Below are 15,718 nucleotides of genomic sequence, written 5' to 3'. Positions count from 1 at the left end.
AACCTACCGCGCACCGGCGGGCGGTCACCCCGCGCATACCCTGTGCTCGTGCCCCGCCGACCCCGCCCCGCCGACCCCCGTCGCGAGACCGAGCGCTGGTTCCTCGCGCACGGCCTGTCCTACTTCGTGCCGGCCGAGCGGGCGGCGGCCCGGGCCGCCCTTCGCCCCCGCCACCTGGTGCCCGTGGGCCTGTTCGTGGTCGTCGTGACCGCCGCGCTCGGCGGGACCCTCGGGTGGGTCTCGCAGCAGGTCAGCGCGGCGCCGGCGGTGTGGCTGACGCTGCTCGTCGTGGCGGTCCTCGGGTATGCCTCGACCGCCCTGCACGCGCGCCCCATCCTCACCTTCGCGCTGCGCCGCACGGTCACGAGCGTCCCGCTCCTGGTCGGCACCGCGATGCGGGCGCTGCCGCTGCTGCTGCTCTTCGTGGCCTTCCTCTTCATCAACGCCGAGGCGTGGGAGATGAGCGCGAGCCTGCCGTTCGCCACGCACTGGCTGGTGGTCCTGCTCCTGCTGGGCGTCGGCGTCGTGTTCCAGCTGATCCGGCTGCCGGAGGAGGTCGACCGGGCCGACGACGCCGTCGACGAGGCCTTCCTCGAGCGCGCCTGCCGTGGCACGCCCATGCAGGCCACCCAGGCCCGGCTCGCCGCCGACCCGGGGGTGGACACGGCGTCCTACGCCCGCGTCACCGGCTTCGAGCGGTGGAACCTCATCATCGCCCTGCTGCTCATCCAGCTGGTGCAGGTCGTGGCCCTCATCGGGGCCGTCTTCGTCTTCCTGCTCGTCTTCGGGTCGATCATCATGCAGCAGCAGACCCAGCTGAACTGGACCGGTCTGGATCAGACCCGCCACGTGCCCTACCTCGGCAGCGTCTCGGTCGAGCTGGTCAAGGTCTCCTTGTTCCTCGCCTCGTTCTCCGGGCTCTACTTCATCGTGAGCGCAGTCACCGACGACACCTACCGGCACCAGTTCTTCTCGGTCGTCACCGACGAGCTGGAGCGGGCGGTCGGGGTGCGGGCGGTCTACCGGGCGCTGCGGGCGCAGGAGCGCAGCGACAGCCACAGCGAGGAGGGGCACCATGGACGCTAGCTGGGACCCTGACCACTACGCGCGGTACGCCACCGAGCGGGACCGCCCGTTCGTCGAGCTCATGGCCCGGGTGCCCGAGCTGGAGCCGCGCTGCGTCGTCGACCTGGGGTGCGGTCCAGGGCACGGCCTGCGCTGGCTGGCCGACCGGTGGCCGGGCGCCCAGGTGCTCGGCCTGGACTCCTCACCCGAGATGGTGGCCGCCGCCCAGGGGTCGGCCGGGGGTGGAACGGTCCGGGCGGAGGTGGGCGACCTCGTCGACTGGGCACGCGGGGGCGGCGGCGCGGGGGAGGTCGACCTGCTGGTCACCACCGCCACCCTGCAGTGGGTCCCCGGGCACCTGGCCCTGCTGCCGGACCTGGTCGGCCGCCTGCGCCCCGGCGGGGTCCTCGCGATGACGGTGCCCGGCAACTTCGGGGAGCCCAGCCACACCCGGCGTCGCGAGATCGCGGAGCAGCCGCGGTATGCCGCGCACCTCGCCGGGGTCGCCGGCCCGGCCGCCCACGACCCGGCCGACTACCTGCGGGTCCTGTCCGCCGCGGGGTGCGAGGTGGATGCCTGGGAGACCACCTATCTGCACGTCCTCGACCCCGCCGGCGAGGACTCCGACCCCGTGTTCACGTGGGTCAGCGCCACCGGGGCCCGCCCCACGCTGCAGGCCCTGCCGCCGGACCTGCGCCAGGACTTCGCCGACGAGCTCCGCGCGGCGCTGCGGGAGGCATACCCCCGCACCGACGCGGGGGTGGTGCTGCCCTTCCGGCGGGTCTTCGCGGTCGCCACCCGCAGGGACTCTTCTGACTGACCCTCGGCCGGTCGCTGGCGGTGGCGGACGACCTGTGCCAGGGTGACCGCACCATCAGACTGAGGGAGGGCGGCCATGTCCGCAGACCAGATCGGATTCGCGCTCATCGTGCTGGGGCTCTTCCTGCTCCTCGGCAAGGTGGTGAGGGTGAAGGTGGGATGGGTGCAGAAGCTCTTCCTGCCCAGCTCGATCATCGGGGGCTTCCTCATCCTGCTCGTCGGCCCGCAGGTGCTGGGCCGGGTCGGTGGTCCGGTCGGCGAGAACGGGCTCTTCACCCAGCCGATGCTCGACGTGTGGACCGCCCTGCCGGGCCTGCTCATCAGCGTGGTCTTCGCCACGATGTTCCTCGGCCAGGACCTACCCACCCCGCGGCGCGCCGGCAAGCTGGTCGGCCCGCAGCTGGCCCTCGGCGTCGCGATGGGGTCCGGCCAGTACGTCGTCGGCCTGCTCCTCGCCGCGCTGATCCTGGTGCCGCTGCTGGCCGCGGAGCCGATGGTCGGGGCCCTCATCGAGATGGGCTTCGAGGGTGGCCACGGCACCGCGGCGGGGATGCGTCCCGTCCTGGAGGACCTCGGCTACGGCGAGGGTGCCGACCTCGCGGTCGGTCTGGCCACCGTCGGCATCGTCGCCGGTGTCGTCATCGGCATCGCCCTCATCAACTGGGGGGTCCGGACCGGGCGCACCGAGATCCTCAAGGGCGACGTCCAGGCCTCGGTCGAGGAGCAGAAGGGGCTGTTCCGCAAGGACGAGTACTACCCGGCCGGCACCATGACCAGCCGCCCCTCCTCGGTCGAGCCGCTGTCGCTGCACATGGCGCTGGTGGCGGTGGCGATCCTCATCGGGTGGCTCTTCCTCGAGGCGCTGCGGTGGGTGGAGTCGCAGACCTACTCCAGCGTGCTCATCAACGGCGACACGCCGCTGGAGATCTTCGCCTTCGTCCCCCTCTTCCCGCTGGCGCTGCTCGGCGGCGTGGCCATCCAGGCCATGGCGGCGGCGCTCGGCGTGGACCACCTCATCGACCACCAGATCATGCTCCGCATCCAGGGCTGGGCCCTCGACTTCCTCATCGTGGCCGCGATCGGCACGCTCTCGCTGGAGGCGATCGGCTCCAACATCGGCTCGTTCCTGCTGCTGGCGGTGGCCGGCATCGCGCTCAACGTCGGGTTGTTCCTGTGGTTCGCCCCGCGGATCATCGGCCGCTACTGGTTCGAGCGGGGCATCGGCGACTTCGGCCAGTCCATGGGCGTCACCGCCACCGGGCTGATCCTCATGCGGATCACCGACCCGGACGCGGAGAGCCCGGCCTTCGAGGCGTTCGGCTACAAGCAGCTGGTCTTCGAGCCGTTCTTCGGCGGGGGGCTCGTCACGGCGCTCGCCGTGCCCATCATCGCCCTCACCGGGCCGTGGCCGCTGTTCTCGGTGATGCTCGTGCTGTTCCTGGTCGCCCTCGGGACCGGGTGGTTCTACTTCCGGCCCCGGGCCGACGCCGAACGACGCGAGCTGCAGGAGAAGGGCGCCGACGGCGTGGACGCCGTCACCACATGACCGCGGCGGCCCGCGTCCGCTCCACCAACCTCGCCCGGCCCAAGCCCGACCCCGGCACGCCGCGCACCACCGGCATCGACAAGCACCCGGTGGGCGGGATCGACGTCCTGGCGCCCGGTCCCCGGTTCGGGGACGGGTCCGGGGCCGTGGGGGACCACGTCGGCGACGCCCGGCACCACGGCGGCGACGACAAGGCCGTGTATGCCGTGGCGCGCGAGGAGCTCGACTGGTGGGAGGGCGAGCTCGGACGGGAGCTGCGGGACGGCACCTTCGGCGAGAACCTCACCACGTCGGGGATCGACCTGGACGGCCTGGAGCTCGGACAGCACCTGCACGTGGGCTCGGCGACGCTCCAGGTGTCGCTGCCGCGGCAGCCGTGCGCCACCTTCGCGCGGCACCTGGGTGAGCAGGGCTGGGTCCGTCGGTTCACCGAGCGCGGCGCGTGCGGGGCCTACCTCCGGGTGCTCGCCCCGGGGCGGATCTCGCCCGGGGACCCCCTCCGGCTCGGTGCCCCTCCGGAGCACGGGGTGAGCATGCGCACCGCCTTCGCCGCGGCGATGGGGGACCTCCTCGCGGCCCGGCAGGTGGTCGCCGCGGGAGTCCTGCCGGCGAGGTACCACGACGCCCTCGCCCGGCGGGTGGAGTCCCGGGCGTCCGGCTAGCGGGGCAGGGCCGAGGCGCGCCACCCGTCCGGCCCGACCGAGGGGCGGGGCCGGGCGAACCTCGCGCGCGCCGTCCACAGGGTGCGGGGGGCACCGGGGCGGTCCGGCGTCGTGTCGTTGCTGCTGCCTCCGGCGGCGGCGCTCAGGACCACGGTGAGCGCGGCGAGCTGGGCCGGCGTGGGGGCACCGCGCACCACGCGCACCAGCGCGGGCTGCTGCGCCTCCGGGGTTCCCGGCGTGTCGCTCACAGCGGGATGTTCCCGTGCTTGCGCGGTGCCCGGTTGGACCGCTTGGTGCGCAGGTGGCGCAGGGCGCGGGACACCTCGAGGCGGGTGTGCGACGGCTCGATGACCGCATCGACGTAGCCGCGCTCGGCCGCGACGTAGGGGTTGGCCAGGGTGTCCTCGTACTCCCGTATGCGGCGGGCCCGCTCGGCCTCCACGTCACCGCCCTCGGACTGCACCTGGGCGAGCTCGCGACGGTAGAGGATGTTGGCGGCGCCCTGGGCGCCCATGACGGCGATCTGGGCGGTGGGCCAGGCCAGGTTGATGTCGGCGCCGAGGTGCTTGGACCCCATGACGTCGTAGGCGCCGCCGTAGGCCTTGCGGGTGATGACCGTGACCAGCGGGACGGTCGCCTCGGCGTAGGCGTAGAGCAGCTTGGCGCCGCGGCGGATGATGCCCCCGAACTCCTGGTCGGTGCCCGGCAGGAACCCGGGCACGTCGACGAAGGTGAGGATGGGGATGTTGAAGGCGTCGCAGGTGCGCACGAAGCGGGCGGCCTTCTCCGAGGCGTCGATGTCCAGGGTGCCGGCCAGCTGCATCGGCTGGTTGGCGACGACGCCGACCGAGCGGCCCTCGACCCGTCCGAACCCCACGACGATGTTGGGCGCGAACAGCTCCTGCACCTGGAGGAAGTCGCCGTCGTCCAGGACGGCGCGGACGGCCTCGGTGATGTCGTAGGGCACGCCGGGGGAGTCGGGGATGAGCACGTCGAGCTCGGCGTCGGCCTCACCGACCTCCTCGTCGGGCTCCTCGTCGTAGACCGGGGGGTCCTCGAGGTTGTTCTGCGGCAGGTAGCCCACCAGCTCCTTGACGTAGCCGAAGGCGTCGTCCTCGTCGCTGGCCAGGTAGTGGGCCACGCCGCTGGTGGAGTTGTGGGTGCGCGCCCCGCCCAGCTCCTCGAAGGTGACGTCCTCGCCGGTGACGGTCTTGATGACGTCCGGGCCGGTGATGAACATGTGCGAGGTCTGGTCCACCATGACGACGAAGTCGGTGATGGCGGGGGAGTAGACGGCCCCGCCGGCGCAGGGTCCCATGACCAGGGAGATCTGCGGGATGACCCCGGAGGCGTGCACGTTGCGCTTGAAGATTTCGGCGTAGAGACCCAGGGCGACCACGCCCTCCTGGATCCGCGCGCCGCCGGAGTCGTTGATGCCGACGACCGGGCAGCCGATCTTCATCGCGAGGTCCATGACCTTGACGATCTTCTCGCCGTAGACCTCGCCGAGGGAGCCGCCGAAGACGGTGAAGTCCTGGGCGAACACGGCGACCGGTCGACCGTCGACGGTGCCGTAACCGGTGACCACGCCATCGCCGTAGGGACGGTTGCGCTCCTGCCCGAAGGCGGTCGAGCGGTGCCGCGCCAGCGCGTCGAGCTCGGTGAAGCTGCCCTCGTCCAGCAGCGCCTCGATGCGCTCCCGGGCGGTGAGCTTGCCCTTGGCGTGCTGCTTCTCGACGGCCTTCTCGGACCCGGCGTGGACGGCGTGGTCCACCCGTGCGCGGTAGTCCTCGAGCCGCCCGGCGGTCGTGCGCAGGTCCGGTCCCTCGGCGTCCTGGCTGTCGGCGCTGAGCTGGTCGGTCATGCCCCCAACTTAGCCTTGGACCATGACCCGACTGTGCTGGGCCACGCCGGAGCACCACGAGAGCCTCGGCTCGACCAACGTCGACGCCCTCGCCGACCCACGCCCCGGTCGCGTGGTCGTCGCCGACCACCAGAGCGCGGGGCAGGGCCGTCGCGGCCGCGCCTGGTCCTCGCCGCCCGGGACGTGCCTGGCGGTCAGCGCCGTCCTGCCGCCCGTCCCGGCACCGGTGGTGGGCTGGCTGCCGCTGGCGACCGGCGTGGCGGTGGTGGACGCGCTGGAGGCCGGCCGCTGGCCGGTGCGCGCCGTGCTCAAGTGGCCCAACGACGTGCTCCTCGAGGACGGGCCGGCCCCGGGCAAGCTCTGCGGGGTGCTGGTGCAGGTGGCGGACACCGGGGCGCTCGTCGTGGGCGTCGGCGTCAACGTCGACCACGACCCTGACCAGCTGCCGGTGCCGACGGCCACCTCGTGGCGCCTGGCCCGGGGTGGGGCCCCGCTCCCGGAGGGTGCGCGGGAGGACTTCCTCCAGGACTACCTGCGCCGGCTGCGCGACCTGCACACGCCCCTCGCCCGCGGCGAGACGGGGCCCGTGCGCACGGCATACCTCGCCCGGTGCGCGACCCTCGGGCGTGCCGTCGTCGTGCACCGGCCGGACGGGGCCACGGTGCGTGGGGAGGCGGTCGGGCTGGACGAGGGTGGGGCGCTGCTGGTGCGCGAGCGGGACGGCGCGGTCGGGGTGCACCACGCCGGGGACGTCGAGCACCTGCGCGACCAGTAGCCTCACCGCATGGACGCACCGACGATGCTGCAGGTGACCAGACACCCGTCCGCGGGCGAGGAGGGGGGAGGAGAGCCCGGGTCGGTGGTCGAGCTGACGCTGGACCGCCCGGAGGCCATGAACGCCATCTCCACGGCGTTCGCCCAGGAGATCACCGCGACGACTGCCGCCCTCGCCGCCGACCCGACCGTGCGAGCCGTGGTGCTCACCAGCGCCCACGACCGGGCCTTCTGCGTGGGCGCCGACCTCAAGGAGCGCAACGGCTTCACCGACGCGCAGATGATGGACCACCGCCTCGTGTCCAAGCTCGCCTACCGCGGCGTCCTCGACCTGCCGGTGCCGGCCGTGGCCGCGGTGGAGGGCTACGCGCTGGGCGGCGGGCTGGAGCTCGCGCTCTCCTGCGACCTCCTCGTCGCCGGGACGGGGGCGACCCTGGCGCTGCCGGAGGTCGGGGTGGGCGTCATCCCCGGCGGCGGTGGCACGCAGCTGCTCACCCGTCGGGTGGGGTGGTCGCGCGCGGCCTCGATGATCTTCACCGGGCGCCGGCTGGGCGCCCAGGAGGCTCACGACCTGGGGGTCGTCGACGAGCTGGCCGAGGCCGGGTCCGCGCGGGGCCGGGCCCTGGAGCTGGCGGCGACCATCGCGGCCAACTCCCCGGTCGCGGTGCGCAACGCCAAGCGGGCCATGCGGATGGGGATGGGGACCGACCTGGCCGCCGGCCTGGAGATCGAGGACGGTGCCTGGCGGGCCACCGCCTTCAGCCGCGACCGGGCCGAGGGCGTGGCCGCCTTCGCCGAGAAGCGCAGGCCGCAGTGGCCCGGACGGTGACCGAACGCGCATACTGTCAGGCAGCCACGCGGAGGGAGACGACGTGACCAGGGTGCTGCTCGCCGAGGACGACCCGACGATCTCGGAGCCACTCGCCCGAGCGCTGCGGCGCGAGGGCTATGAGGTGACGGTCGCTGCCAACGGCCGCTCGGCGCTGGCCGAGGCGACCGGGGACGTCGCGCACGACCTCCTCGTGCTCGACCTCGGGCTGCCGCAGCTCGACGGGGTCGAGGTATGTCGTTCCCTGCGCGACTCCGGGGTGCGGATGCCGGTCCTCATGCTCACCGCCCGCAGCGAGGAGGTGGACACCGTCGTCGGCCTGGACGCCGGCGCCGACGACTACGTCACCAAGCCGTTCCGCCTCGGGGAGCTCCTCGCCCGGGTGCGGGCGCTCCTGCGCCGGGGGCCCACCTCGAGCCAGACGCCCGGGGGCACGGCGCTGCGGATGGACATCGAGGCCCGCCGGGTCTTCCTCCACGACCGCGAGGTCCGCCTCACCACCAAGGAGTTCGACCTGCTGCGGGTCCTCATGCGCGAGGAGGGCCGGGTGGTGTCGCGCGAGGTGCTCATGCGCGAGGTGTGGGACACCTGGTTCGGGTCGACCAAGACCCTCGACATGCACGTCTCCGTGCTGCGCCGCAAGATCGGTGACGACGCCCACGACCCGCGGCACATCGTCACGGTCCGCGGCGTGGGCTTCCGCTTCCAGAACGACCCCGACGGCGCCGACGCCGACTCCGTGGACTGAGCGCCGTGCGCAAGGTGCTGCGCGACCTGGCGGTACGCATCGTGCTGACCGTGGTCGGGGTCTGCCTCCTCTTCGGCGCGCTCATCGCCTGGCTGCTGCGCGAGGCGCAGACCACGCGGTGGCAGACCGGTAGCGGGGAGATGCCCGACTGGTGGCTCCTCGGCACCCTGGTCCTCACCGGTGCGGTGATCCTGGCGATCGCGGTCCCGGCCGCGCGCTCGTGGGCGGACCGCGCCGCGGAGACCACCGCCCGGCCCCTGCGCCAGCTGGCCCACCGCACCGACGAGCTCGCCTCGGGCGGGTTCGTGCTGGACCCGCAGACCCGGCCCGGGCGGCTCGTGGAGCAGGAGCCGTTCCGCTCCGGGATCGCCGAGATCGACGCCGTGGCCCGCGAGGTCGACCGGCACCACCACACCTTCGCCCGGGCGCTCGTCTTCGAGCGGTCCTTCGCGGCGGACGCCTCGCACCAGCTGCGCACCCCGCTGGCCGCGCTGCTGCTGCGGCTGGAGGAGATCGCCCAGTCCGACGACGCGTCCGTGGCCCGGGCCGAGGCGGAGATCGCCATCAGCCAGGTGGAACGGCTGACCGGGGTGGTCGACGAGCTGCTCCAGCGCACCCGGGCGGGGCACGCCAGCGGTGGCGCGGTCAGCGCCGCCGACGCGGTGCTCGCCGGCCTCGACGAGGAGTGGACGCCGGCCTTCGAGGAGCGGGGGCGCTCGATCGAGCTCACCTGCGAGCGGGGGGTCATCGTCGAGGCGAGCGCCTCGGTCCTCTCGCAGGTGCTCAACACGCTCGTCGAGAACTCGCTGGTGCACGGACGCGGCGACGTGCGGGTGCACGTCGCGCACTCGGGGCCCTCGGCGGTGTTCACCGTCTCCGACCAGGGCCCGGGGATCCCTCGCGACCTGGCCCGGACCATCTTCGACCGCGGCACGACGAGCGGGCAGGGGACCGGGCTCGGGCTCGCGGTGGCGCGGGAGACGGCCGAGTCGATCGGCGGCCGGCTGGAGCTGACCCGCGCCTTCCCGCCGACCTTCGCCTGCTACCTGCCCCGGGCCGTCACGCCCTGACCGGTCGCGTCGAGCTCCAGCTCGCCGCGGAACACGAAGGTCCGGTAGGCCCAGAAGCGGAACATCGTGCCCAGCACCAGGCCCACGCCGTTGCCCGAGATGTTGTCGGCCAGCTGGCTGTCCAGCCCCAGCACGTAGCGGGAGAAGCCCAGGCAGGCCACCGCGATGAGGAGCCCGACCGCGTTGAAGAGGACGAAGAGGGCGAACTCGTGCGCCACCGGCTCGCTGCGCCGGTGCCGGAAGGTCCACCACCGGTTGCCGACCCAGGAGAAGACCGTCGCCACGCTCGTCGCGACCACCTTGGCCCACAGCGGCGTGGCGGACATGGGCCCCTCGCCCAGACCCGGCACCCCGAAGACGAGCAGGTTGTAGAGCGCCGTGTCGAGCACGAAGGCCACGGCGCCCACGGTCCCGAACTTCGCGAGCTCGGCCACGAGGACCTGGTAGGTCGCGCGGGCACGCGCCACGAGCCCGGAGGCGGCAGAGGGGGTCACGGGGCGGCAGTCTAGGTGGAGCGGCTGGGTAGGCTGATCACGTGACCTCTCCCAGCCCCGTCCGTGCCGAGGGCGGCTTCCCGGTGGTGGGCATCGTCGGCGGGGGGCAGCTCGCCCGCATGTGCCAGCCACCCGCGACCAACCTCGCCCTCACCCTGTCTGTGCTCGCCGAGAGCCCGACCTCCAGCGCAGCCCTCGTGGTGCCGCACAGCCCGGTCGGGGAGCACACCGACACCGAGGCCGTGCTGGCGTTCGCCCGGGGGTGCGACGTGGTGACCTTCGACCACGAGCACGTGCCGCAGGAGGTGCTCCTGGCCCTGCAGGACGCCGGGGTGGCCCTGCACCCCAGCCCGCAGGCCCTCGTCTTCGCCCAGGACAAGCTCGCCATGCGGCGGCGCCTCACCGCGCTGGGGCTGCCGTGCCCCCGCTGGGCGCAGGCCCGGACCGCTGCCGACGTCGAGGAGTTCGCCGCCCAGGTGGGGTGGCCGCTGGTGGCCAAGGCGCCGCGCGGGGGCTACGACGGCAAGGGGGTGCTCGTCTGCCGTGGCCCCGCCGACCTCGACGGGTGGCTCGAGGGCGTGGGGCGGGGCGGGCTCGCCGACGGCATCCTGCTGGAGGAGGCCGTGGACTTCTCCCGCGAGCTGTCGATCATGGTGGGCCGCAGCCCCTCTGGCCAGGCCGCGGCCTGGCCCGTCGTGGAGACCGTGCAGGAGGGGGGCATCAACACCGAGGTGCTCGCCCCGGCGCCCTCCCTCGACCCGGGTCTGGCCGCGGCCCTCACCGAGGGCGCGCTGCGGCTCGCCGGGGAGCTGGACGTCACCGGCGTCCTGGCGGTGGAGGCGTTCGAGGTGCGCGACCCGGGGACCGGCGCCCCGGCATACCTCGTCAACGAGCTGGCGATGCGGCCGCACAACAGCGGGCACTGGAGCATCGACGGCTCGGTCACCAGCCAGTTCGAGCAGCACCTGCGGGCGGTGCTGGACCTGCCGCTGGGGGACCCGTCCGCCAGGGCGCCGTGGACGGCCTCGGCCAACGTCCTGGGCGGGGACTACCCCGAGCTCTACGCCACCTACCGCCACCTGCTGGCCCGCGACCCGGGGCTCAAGGTGCACCTCTACGGCAAGGGGGTGCGACCGGGGCGCAAGCTCGGGCACGTCACCGTCTACGGCGGCGAGCAGGGCGACCTGGGCTCGCTCGAGGAGCTGCGCGGCCGCAGCAGGCACGCCGCCGACTACCTGCAGGGGGTGGTGACCGAGTGAGCAGCGGCGACCGCACCGCGCCGCCCCTCGTCGGCCTGGTCATGGGCAGCGACAGCGACTGGCCGGTGATGGAGGCCGCGGCGCAGGCGCTCGAGGAGTTCGGGGTGCCCTTCGAGGCCGACGTGGTCTCGGCGCACCGTATGCCGGCCGAGATGATCGACTACGGCCGCACCGCCGCCGACCGTGGGCTGCGGGTCATCGTCGCGGGCGCCGGCGGGGCCGCCCACCTGCCCGGGATGCTCGCCTCGGTCACCGTCCTGCCCGTCATCGGGGTCCCGGTCCCGCTGAAGCATCTGGACGGCCTGGACTCCCTGCTCTCGATCGTGCAGATGCCGGCCGGGATCCCCGTGGCCACCGTGTCGGTGGCGGGCGCCCGCAACGCCGGCCTGCTGGCGGTGCGCACCCTCGCCGCCGGTGAGGGCGAGCGGGCGCAGCGGCTGCGCGAGCAGCTGGCGGCCTTCGCCGAAGACCTGCGGGACCAGGCGCACGCCAAGGGCGAGCGGCTGCGCGCCCGCCGGGTCGGCCCGCCGGCACCCTGAGCGCCGCGTAGGGTCGGGGCCATGCGCTTCGGACTCTTCGTTCCCCAGGGCTGGCGGATGGACCTCGTCGGCATCCCCCCGCAGCAGCAGTGGGGAGCCATGCTCGACGTGGCCAGGCACGCCGACGCGGAGGAGGGCTGGACCTCGGTGTGGGTCTACGACCACGTGCACACCGTGCCCGAGCCCAGCGAGGAGGCCTGCCACGAGGCCTGGACCCTCATGGCCGCGCTCGCCGCGACCACCGGACGCGTGCGCCTGGGCCAGATGTGCACCTGCATGAGCTACCGCGCGCCGACCTACCTCGCCAAGGTCGCCGCGACCGTCGACGTCATCTCCGGCGGCCGGGTGGACATGGGCATCGGTGCGGGGTGGTACGAGCACGAGTGGCGCGCCTACGGCTACGGCTTCCCCGGCGCGGGGGAGCGGCTGGCACGGTTGCGCGAGGGCGTCGACATCTTCCGACAGATGTGGACGACCGGGTCGGCCACGCTGGACGGCGAGCACTACCAGGTCGACGGGGCGATGTGCTTCCCCCGGCCCCTGCAGGGCAGCACCGAGGGGTTCGGGGGCAGCCCGGGCAACGGCATACCGGTGTGGGTCGCCGGGGGCGGGGAGCGCAACACCCTGCGCATCGCGGCCGAGTATGCCGACGCCACCAACTTCGACGGCTCTCCCGAGGGCTTCCGGCACAAGTCCGCCGTGCTGGCCGAGCACTGCGCCGACGTGGGCCGTGACCCCGGTGAGATCGTCCGCAGTGCCAACTACAACGTCGTCGTCGGCCGGGACGCCGGCGAGGTGGAGGAGCGGCTCAGCGCGGTGAGCGAGCGCTACCGTCGCGCTGGGCTCTCCGAGGAGGCGGCGCGGGGCCAGGCCGAGAGCCTGCGCACGCAGCCCCTGGTCGGGACCCCCGAGCAGGTCGCCGAGACGCTGCGGGGCCTGGAGGCGCTGGGCATGACCTACGCCATCACCTACTTCCCCGAGGCGGCCTTCGACACCTCCGGCATCGAGCTGTTCGAGAGCGAGGTCATCCCCGCCCTGGGCGGGTGACGCGCACGTCAGGCCCGCTCGGGGCGGCGGGTACGCTGCCCCCCATGAGCACGAGCGAGTTCGACCTGTTCCGGATCAACGAGGATCACGAGGCCCTGCGTGCGGCGGTGCGCGAGGTGGCGGACGAGCAGATCGCGCCGCACGCCGCCGCCGTCGACGAGGAGGGCCGCTTCCCCGACGAGGCGCTCCAGGCCCTCGTGGCGACCGACTTCCACGCCCCGCACATCGCCGAGGACTACGACGGGGTCGGCGCGGACGCGCTGGCCACCTGCATCGTCATCGAGGAGGTCGCCCGGGCCTGCGCGAGCAGCTCGCTCATCCCCGCGGTCAACAAGCTCGGCACCATGCCGCTCATCCTCGCCGCCAGCGAGGAGGTCAAGGCCCGGTACCTCCCGGAGGTGGCCTCCGGGACGGCGATGTTCTCCTACGGCCTCTCCGAGGCCGGTGCGGGGTCGGACACCGCGGGCATGACCTGCAAGGCGGTCGCGGACGGCGACGACTTCGTCCTCACCGGGCAGAAGTCGTGGATCACCAACGCGGGGGTCAGCGAGTACTACACGGTCATGGCGGTCACCGACCCGGACGGTCCCCGGGGGCGCAACGTGACCGCGTTCGTCGTGGAGAAGGGGGACGAGGGGTTCACCTTCGGAGCGCCGGAGAAGAAGCTCGGCATCAAGGGCAGCCCCACCCGGGAGCTGCTCTTCGACGGCTGCCGGATCCCGGGCGAGCGCATGGTCGGTGGCCTCGGGGAGGGCCTGAAGATCGCCCTGCGCACCCTCGACCACACGCGGGTCACCATCGGGGCGCAGGCCGTCGGCATCGCCCAGGGCGCCCTGGACTTCGCCCTCGGCTACGTCAAGGAGCGGCAGCAGTTCGGTCGGGCCGTGGCCGACTTCCAGGGGGTGCAGTTCATGCTCGCCGACATGGGGATGAAGCTGGAGGCCGCCCGACAGATGGTCTACGTCGCCGCGGCGAAGTCCGAGCGCGGGGACGCCGACCTGCCGTTCTTCGGCGCGGCGGCCAAGTGCTTCGCCTCGGACGTCGCCATGGAGGTCACGACCGACGCGGTGCAGCTGCTCGGGGGCTACGGCTACACCCGGGACTTCCCCGTGGAGCGGATGATGCGGGACGCCAAGATCACCCAGATCTACGAGGGCACCAACCAGATCCAGCGGGTCGTCATGGCCCGCCAGCTGCTCCGGGGCTGAGCCGCAGCGGGTCTCAGCCGTCGTCGCCGCTGCCGGTGCCCTCGCTCTGGTCGTCGCGGTTGGTGTCGTCGCGGTTGGTGTCGTCGCCGTTCCCGTCCCCGCCGTCGGTGTCGTCGTTGTCGCCGTCGGTGTCGGCGTTCTGGCCGCCGTCGTCCTCGTCGGCGTCGGTCGGCTCCCCGGACCTGCTGCGCTCCACCGCCTGCCGGACCGAGATGCGGGCCTGTCCGTCCTCGCGGCCGATGCCGAGCGTCTCCTGCTGCTCGATGACGACCGGACCGTAGGTGTAGGTGACGACGGCGTCGACCTGGGCGGTGCCGTCCTCCCGCTCCTGCGCCCTCAGGTCGGCGACCGCGACGGAATCCAGCCCGTCCGCGATGTCGGGGGCGATGTAGGCCGACGGGGTGGTCAGCTGCTGCGCGGCCGCGAGACCGTCCTGCTCCAGCGTGGTGTAGAAGTCCTCCGCCAGTCTCTGCGCCTCCTGGGCGCTGACCGGCGTCCCGGGTGCCTGCGACGTCGGGCCCGGGTCGGCCGGGGTCCCACCGCCACCGGCGTCGGGACCCGTGGCGATGCTCCACACCAGCCAGCCCAGGAGCAGGGCCAGCGGCACGGCGAGCAGCCACCCCAGCCACACGCCGCGGCGGTGCTGGGTCCGGCCGTGGCCGCCGGGGTGCTCGGCCCCCTGGGGCCGGTGCTCGCGGTGGTAGGTCGGCGGGGGGGCCGCGGGGGCGTCGACGCCGGCGCGCGCCGGGTCCGGGGTGGCCCGGGGGAAGGAGCGCGTGGGGTCGGCCTGCGGCACCGCCTGGGTGTGGTCGGCGGCGTGGCCGGCCGCCGCGCCCGCCGCGCCCGCGGCGGCACCGGCGGCAGCGCCGGCGGCGGCACCGGCGGCGGCCGGACCCACGCCGCGGGTGGCCCCCTCGTCGGTGTCAGGGTCCTCCGCGACGGCGCTGAGCTCCCGGGCTGCCCGGGCGGCGTCCCACCGGCTCTCCGGGTCGGGGTCCAGCATGCCCCGCAGCGCCGTCGTGAGGGGCCCTGCGTGCTGGGGCGGGCGCGGCTCCTCCCGGGCGATCGTGTGCAGCTGGGCCACCGCGTTGGGCCGCTCGTCGTAGGGCCGTCGACCTTCGACGGCGGCGTAGAGCGTGGCGCCCAGGGCCCAGACGTCCGAGGCGGTGCTCGCCTCCTCTCCCCGGGCCAGCTCGGGGGAGAAGTAGGCGGCGGTGCCCGACACGAACCCGGTCCGGGTCAGCTGCGGGTCCTCGTCGGCCCGGGCGATGCCGAAGTCGGTGAGCTTGGCGTCGTGGCCCTCCCCACCGGTGAGCAGGACGTTGGCCGGCTTGACGTCACGGTGCAGGATGCCGGCGCGGTGGGCCGCGGCCAGCGCGGTCGCCATCTGTGCACCCACGGCGGCGACCTGCCCCGCCGGGAGTCGTCGGCCGTCGCTGATGAGCTCGGCCAGGGAGGGGCCCTCCACGAACTCCATGACGATCCAGGGAGAACCCTCGTGCTCGAAGGCGTCGTAGACGCGGACGACGTGCTGGTGGGCCAGCGTCGCGCTGGTGCGGGCCTCGCGGAACCCCCGGCTCAGCAGCACCTCGGTGTCGGGCTCGCCCCCGACCCGTTTCAGGGCGACCTGCCGCCCGAGGTTCTCGTCCGTCGCGAGCCACACGTGCCCGCCCCCACCGCGGCCCAGGGTGCGGACGATGCGGTAGCGCCCGGCCACCAGCGTGGGGTCCTGCGACGCCGGTGCGGGAGCTGTGGTCTCCGGCTCGTGGTCCGTCTCGTGCGGGTCCGCCATGG

Annotated in this window: 16 protein-coding genes; 12 read left to right on the top strand and 4 right to left on the bottom strand. The window is 73.8% G+C overall.

Annotation, left to right across the window (positions count from 1 at the left end; translation table 11 throughout):
• Positions 1 to 48 precede the first annotated feature (48 nt).
• The 4 genes from Q0795_RS15320 (at position 49) to Q0795_RS15305 (ending at position 4,092) form a co-directional block, all read left to right on the top strand.
• Complete coding sequence (locus Q0795_RS15320; RefSeq protein WP_298891092.1) at positions 49 to 1,086, top strand: hypothetical protein; 1,038 nt, start codon at positions 49 to 51, stop codon at positions 1,084 to 1,086.
• Positions 1,076 to 1,885, top strand: a complete 810-nt coding sequence (locus Q0795_RS15315; RefSeq protein WP_298891089.1) for a methyltransferase domain-containing protein — start codon at positions 1,076 to 1,078, stop codon at positions 1,883 to 1,885. The genes Q0795_RS15320 and Q0795_RS15315 overlap by 11 nt, the downstream gene beginning before the upstream one ends.
• A 75-nt stretch (positions 1,886 to 1,960) precedes the next feature.
• Positions 1,961 to 3,430: a sodium/glutamate symporter gene (locus tag Q0795_RS15310; RefSeq protein ID WP_298891087.1), complete on the top strand. Its 1,470-nt coding sequence runs from the start codon at positions 1,961 to 1,963 to the stop codon at positions 3,428 to 3,430.
• Positions 3,427 to 4,092, top strand: a complete 666-nt coding sequence (locus Q0795_RS15305) for an MOSC domain-containing protein (protein ID WP_298891085.1) — start codon at positions 3,427 to 3,429, stop codon at positions 4,090 to 4,092. The genes Q0795_RS15310 and Q0795_RS15305 overlap by 4 nt, the downstream gene beginning before the upstream one ends.
• Here the strand turns inward: Q0795_RS15305 and Q0795_RS15300 are convergent.
• Both Q0795_RS15300 and Q0795_RS15295 read right to left on the bottom strand, forming a co-directional pair.
• Positions 4,089 to 4,340 carry an acyl-CoA carboxylase subunit epsilon gene (locus Q0795_RS15300; protein ID WP_298891083.1) on the bottom strand — a complete coding sequence of 84 codons (252 nt, stop codon included), beginning with the start codon at positions 4,338 to 4,340 and terminating at the stop codon, positions 4,089 to 4,091. The genes Q0795_RS15305 and Q0795_RS15300 overlap by 4 nt on opposite strands.
• A complete protein-coding gene (locus tag Q0795_RS15295; RefSeq protein ID WP_298891081.1) occupies positions 4,337 to 5,956 on the bottom strand; it encodes an acyl-CoA carboxylase subunit beta in 1,620 nt (539 codons plus the stop codon). The genes Q0795_RS15300 and Q0795_RS15295 overlap by 4 nt, the downstream gene beginning before the upstream one ends.
• 22 nt (positions 5,957 to 5,978) lie before the next feature.
• On the opposite strand from Q0795_RS15295, the gene Q0795_RS15290 reads away from it, so the two are divergent.
• The 4 genes from Q0795_RS15290 to Q0795_RS15275 are packed head-to-tail and all read left to right on the top strand — an operon-like array spanning position 5,979 to position 9,377.
• Positions 5,979 to 6,731 carry a biotin--[acetyl-CoA-carboxylase] ligase gene (locus Q0795_RS15290; protein WP_298891078.1) on the top strand — a complete coding sequence of 251 codons (753 nt, stop codon included), beginning with the start codon at positions 5,979 to 5,981 and terminating at the stop codon, positions 6,729 to 6,731.
• A 9-nt stretch (positions 6,732 to 6,740) separates the two neighbouring features.
• On the top strand, positions 6,741 to 7,559 hold the full coding sequence (locus Q0795_RS15285) for an enoyl-CoA hydratase-related protein (protein WP_298891076.1): 819 nt from the start codon (positions 6,741 to 6,743) through the stop codon (positions 7,557 to 7,559).
• A 43-nt stretch (positions 7,560 to 7,602) separates the two neighbouring features.
• Positions 7,603 to 8,307: a response regulator transcription factor gene (locus tag Q0795_RS15280; protein ID WP_298891074.1), complete on the top strand. Its 705-nt coding sequence runs from the start codon at positions 7,603 to 7,605 to the stop codon at positions 8,305 to 8,307.
• Between the two features lie 5 nt (positions 8,308 to 8,312).
• Entirely contained in the window at positions 8,313 to 9,377 is a 1,065-nt protein-coding gene (locus Q0795_RS15275; RefSeq protein WP_298891072.1) for a HAMP domain-containing sensor histidine kinase, read from the top strand.
• Here Q0795_RS15275 and Q0795_RS15270 read toward each other — a convergent pair.
• On the bottom strand, positions 9,350 to 9,871 hold the full coding sequence (locus Q0795_RS15270; RefSeq protein ID WP_298891070.1) for a GtrA family protein: 522 nt from the start codon (positions 9,869 to 9,871) through the stop codon (positions 9,350 to 9,352). The two genes, Q0795_RS15275 and Q0795_RS15270, sit on opposite strands and share 28 nt — an antisense overlap.
• A gap of 41 nt (positions 9,872 to 9,912) precedes the next feature.
• On the opposite strand from Q0795_RS15270, the gene Q0795_RS15265 reads away from it, so the two are divergent.
• The 4 genes from Q0795_RS15265 to Q0795_RS15250 are packed head-to-tail and all read left to right on the top strand — an operon-like array spanning position 9,913 to position 13,924.
• Entirely contained in the window at positions 9,913 to 11,130 is a 1,218-nt protein-coding gene (locus tag Q0795_RS15265) for a 5-(carboxyamino)imidazole ribonucleotide synthase (protein ID WP_298891068.1), read from the top strand.
• A 41-nt stretch (positions 11,131 to 11,171) separates the two neighbouring features.
• Complete coding sequence (gene purE / locus Q0795_RS15260; protein ID WP_298891175.1) at positions 11,172 to 11,669, top strand: 5-(carboxyamino)imidazole ribonucleotide mutase; 498 nt, start codon at positions 11,172 to 11,174, stop codon at positions 11,667 to 11,669.
• Between the two features lie 21 nt (positions 11,670 to 11,690).
• A complete protein-coding gene (locus Q0795_RS15255) occupies positions 11,691 to 12,716 on the top strand; it encodes an LLM class F420-dependent oxidoreductase (RefSeq protein WP_298891067.1) in 1,026 nt (341 codons plus the stop codon).
• Positions 12,717 to 12,760: 44 nt separating this feature from the next.
• A complete protein-coding gene (locus Q0795_RS15250; protein ID WP_298891065.1) occupies positions 12,761 to 13,924 on the top strand; it encodes an acyl-CoA dehydrogenase family protein in 1,164 nt (387 codons plus the stop codon).
• 13 nt (positions 13,925 to 13,937) lie between these two features.
• Here the strand turns inward: Q0795_RS15250 and Q0795_RS15245 are convergent, their stop codons facing one another.
• On the bottom strand, positions 13,938 to 15,716 hold the full coding sequence (locus tag Q0795_RS15245; protein ID WP_298891063.1) for a serine/threonine-protein kinase: 1,779 nt from the start codon (positions 15,714 to 15,716) through the stop codon (positions 13,938 to 13,940).
• Between the last annotated feature and the right edge of the window lie 2 nt (positions 15,717 to 15,718).

Origin of the sequence: uncultured Serinicoccus sp. (genome assembly GCF_947487915.1) — a bacterium.
Lineage (GTDB): Bacteria > Actinomycetota > Actinomycetes > Actinomycetales > Dermatophilaceae > Ornithinicoccus.
This window is presented reverse-complemented; position numbering and strand designations above follow the sequence as displayed.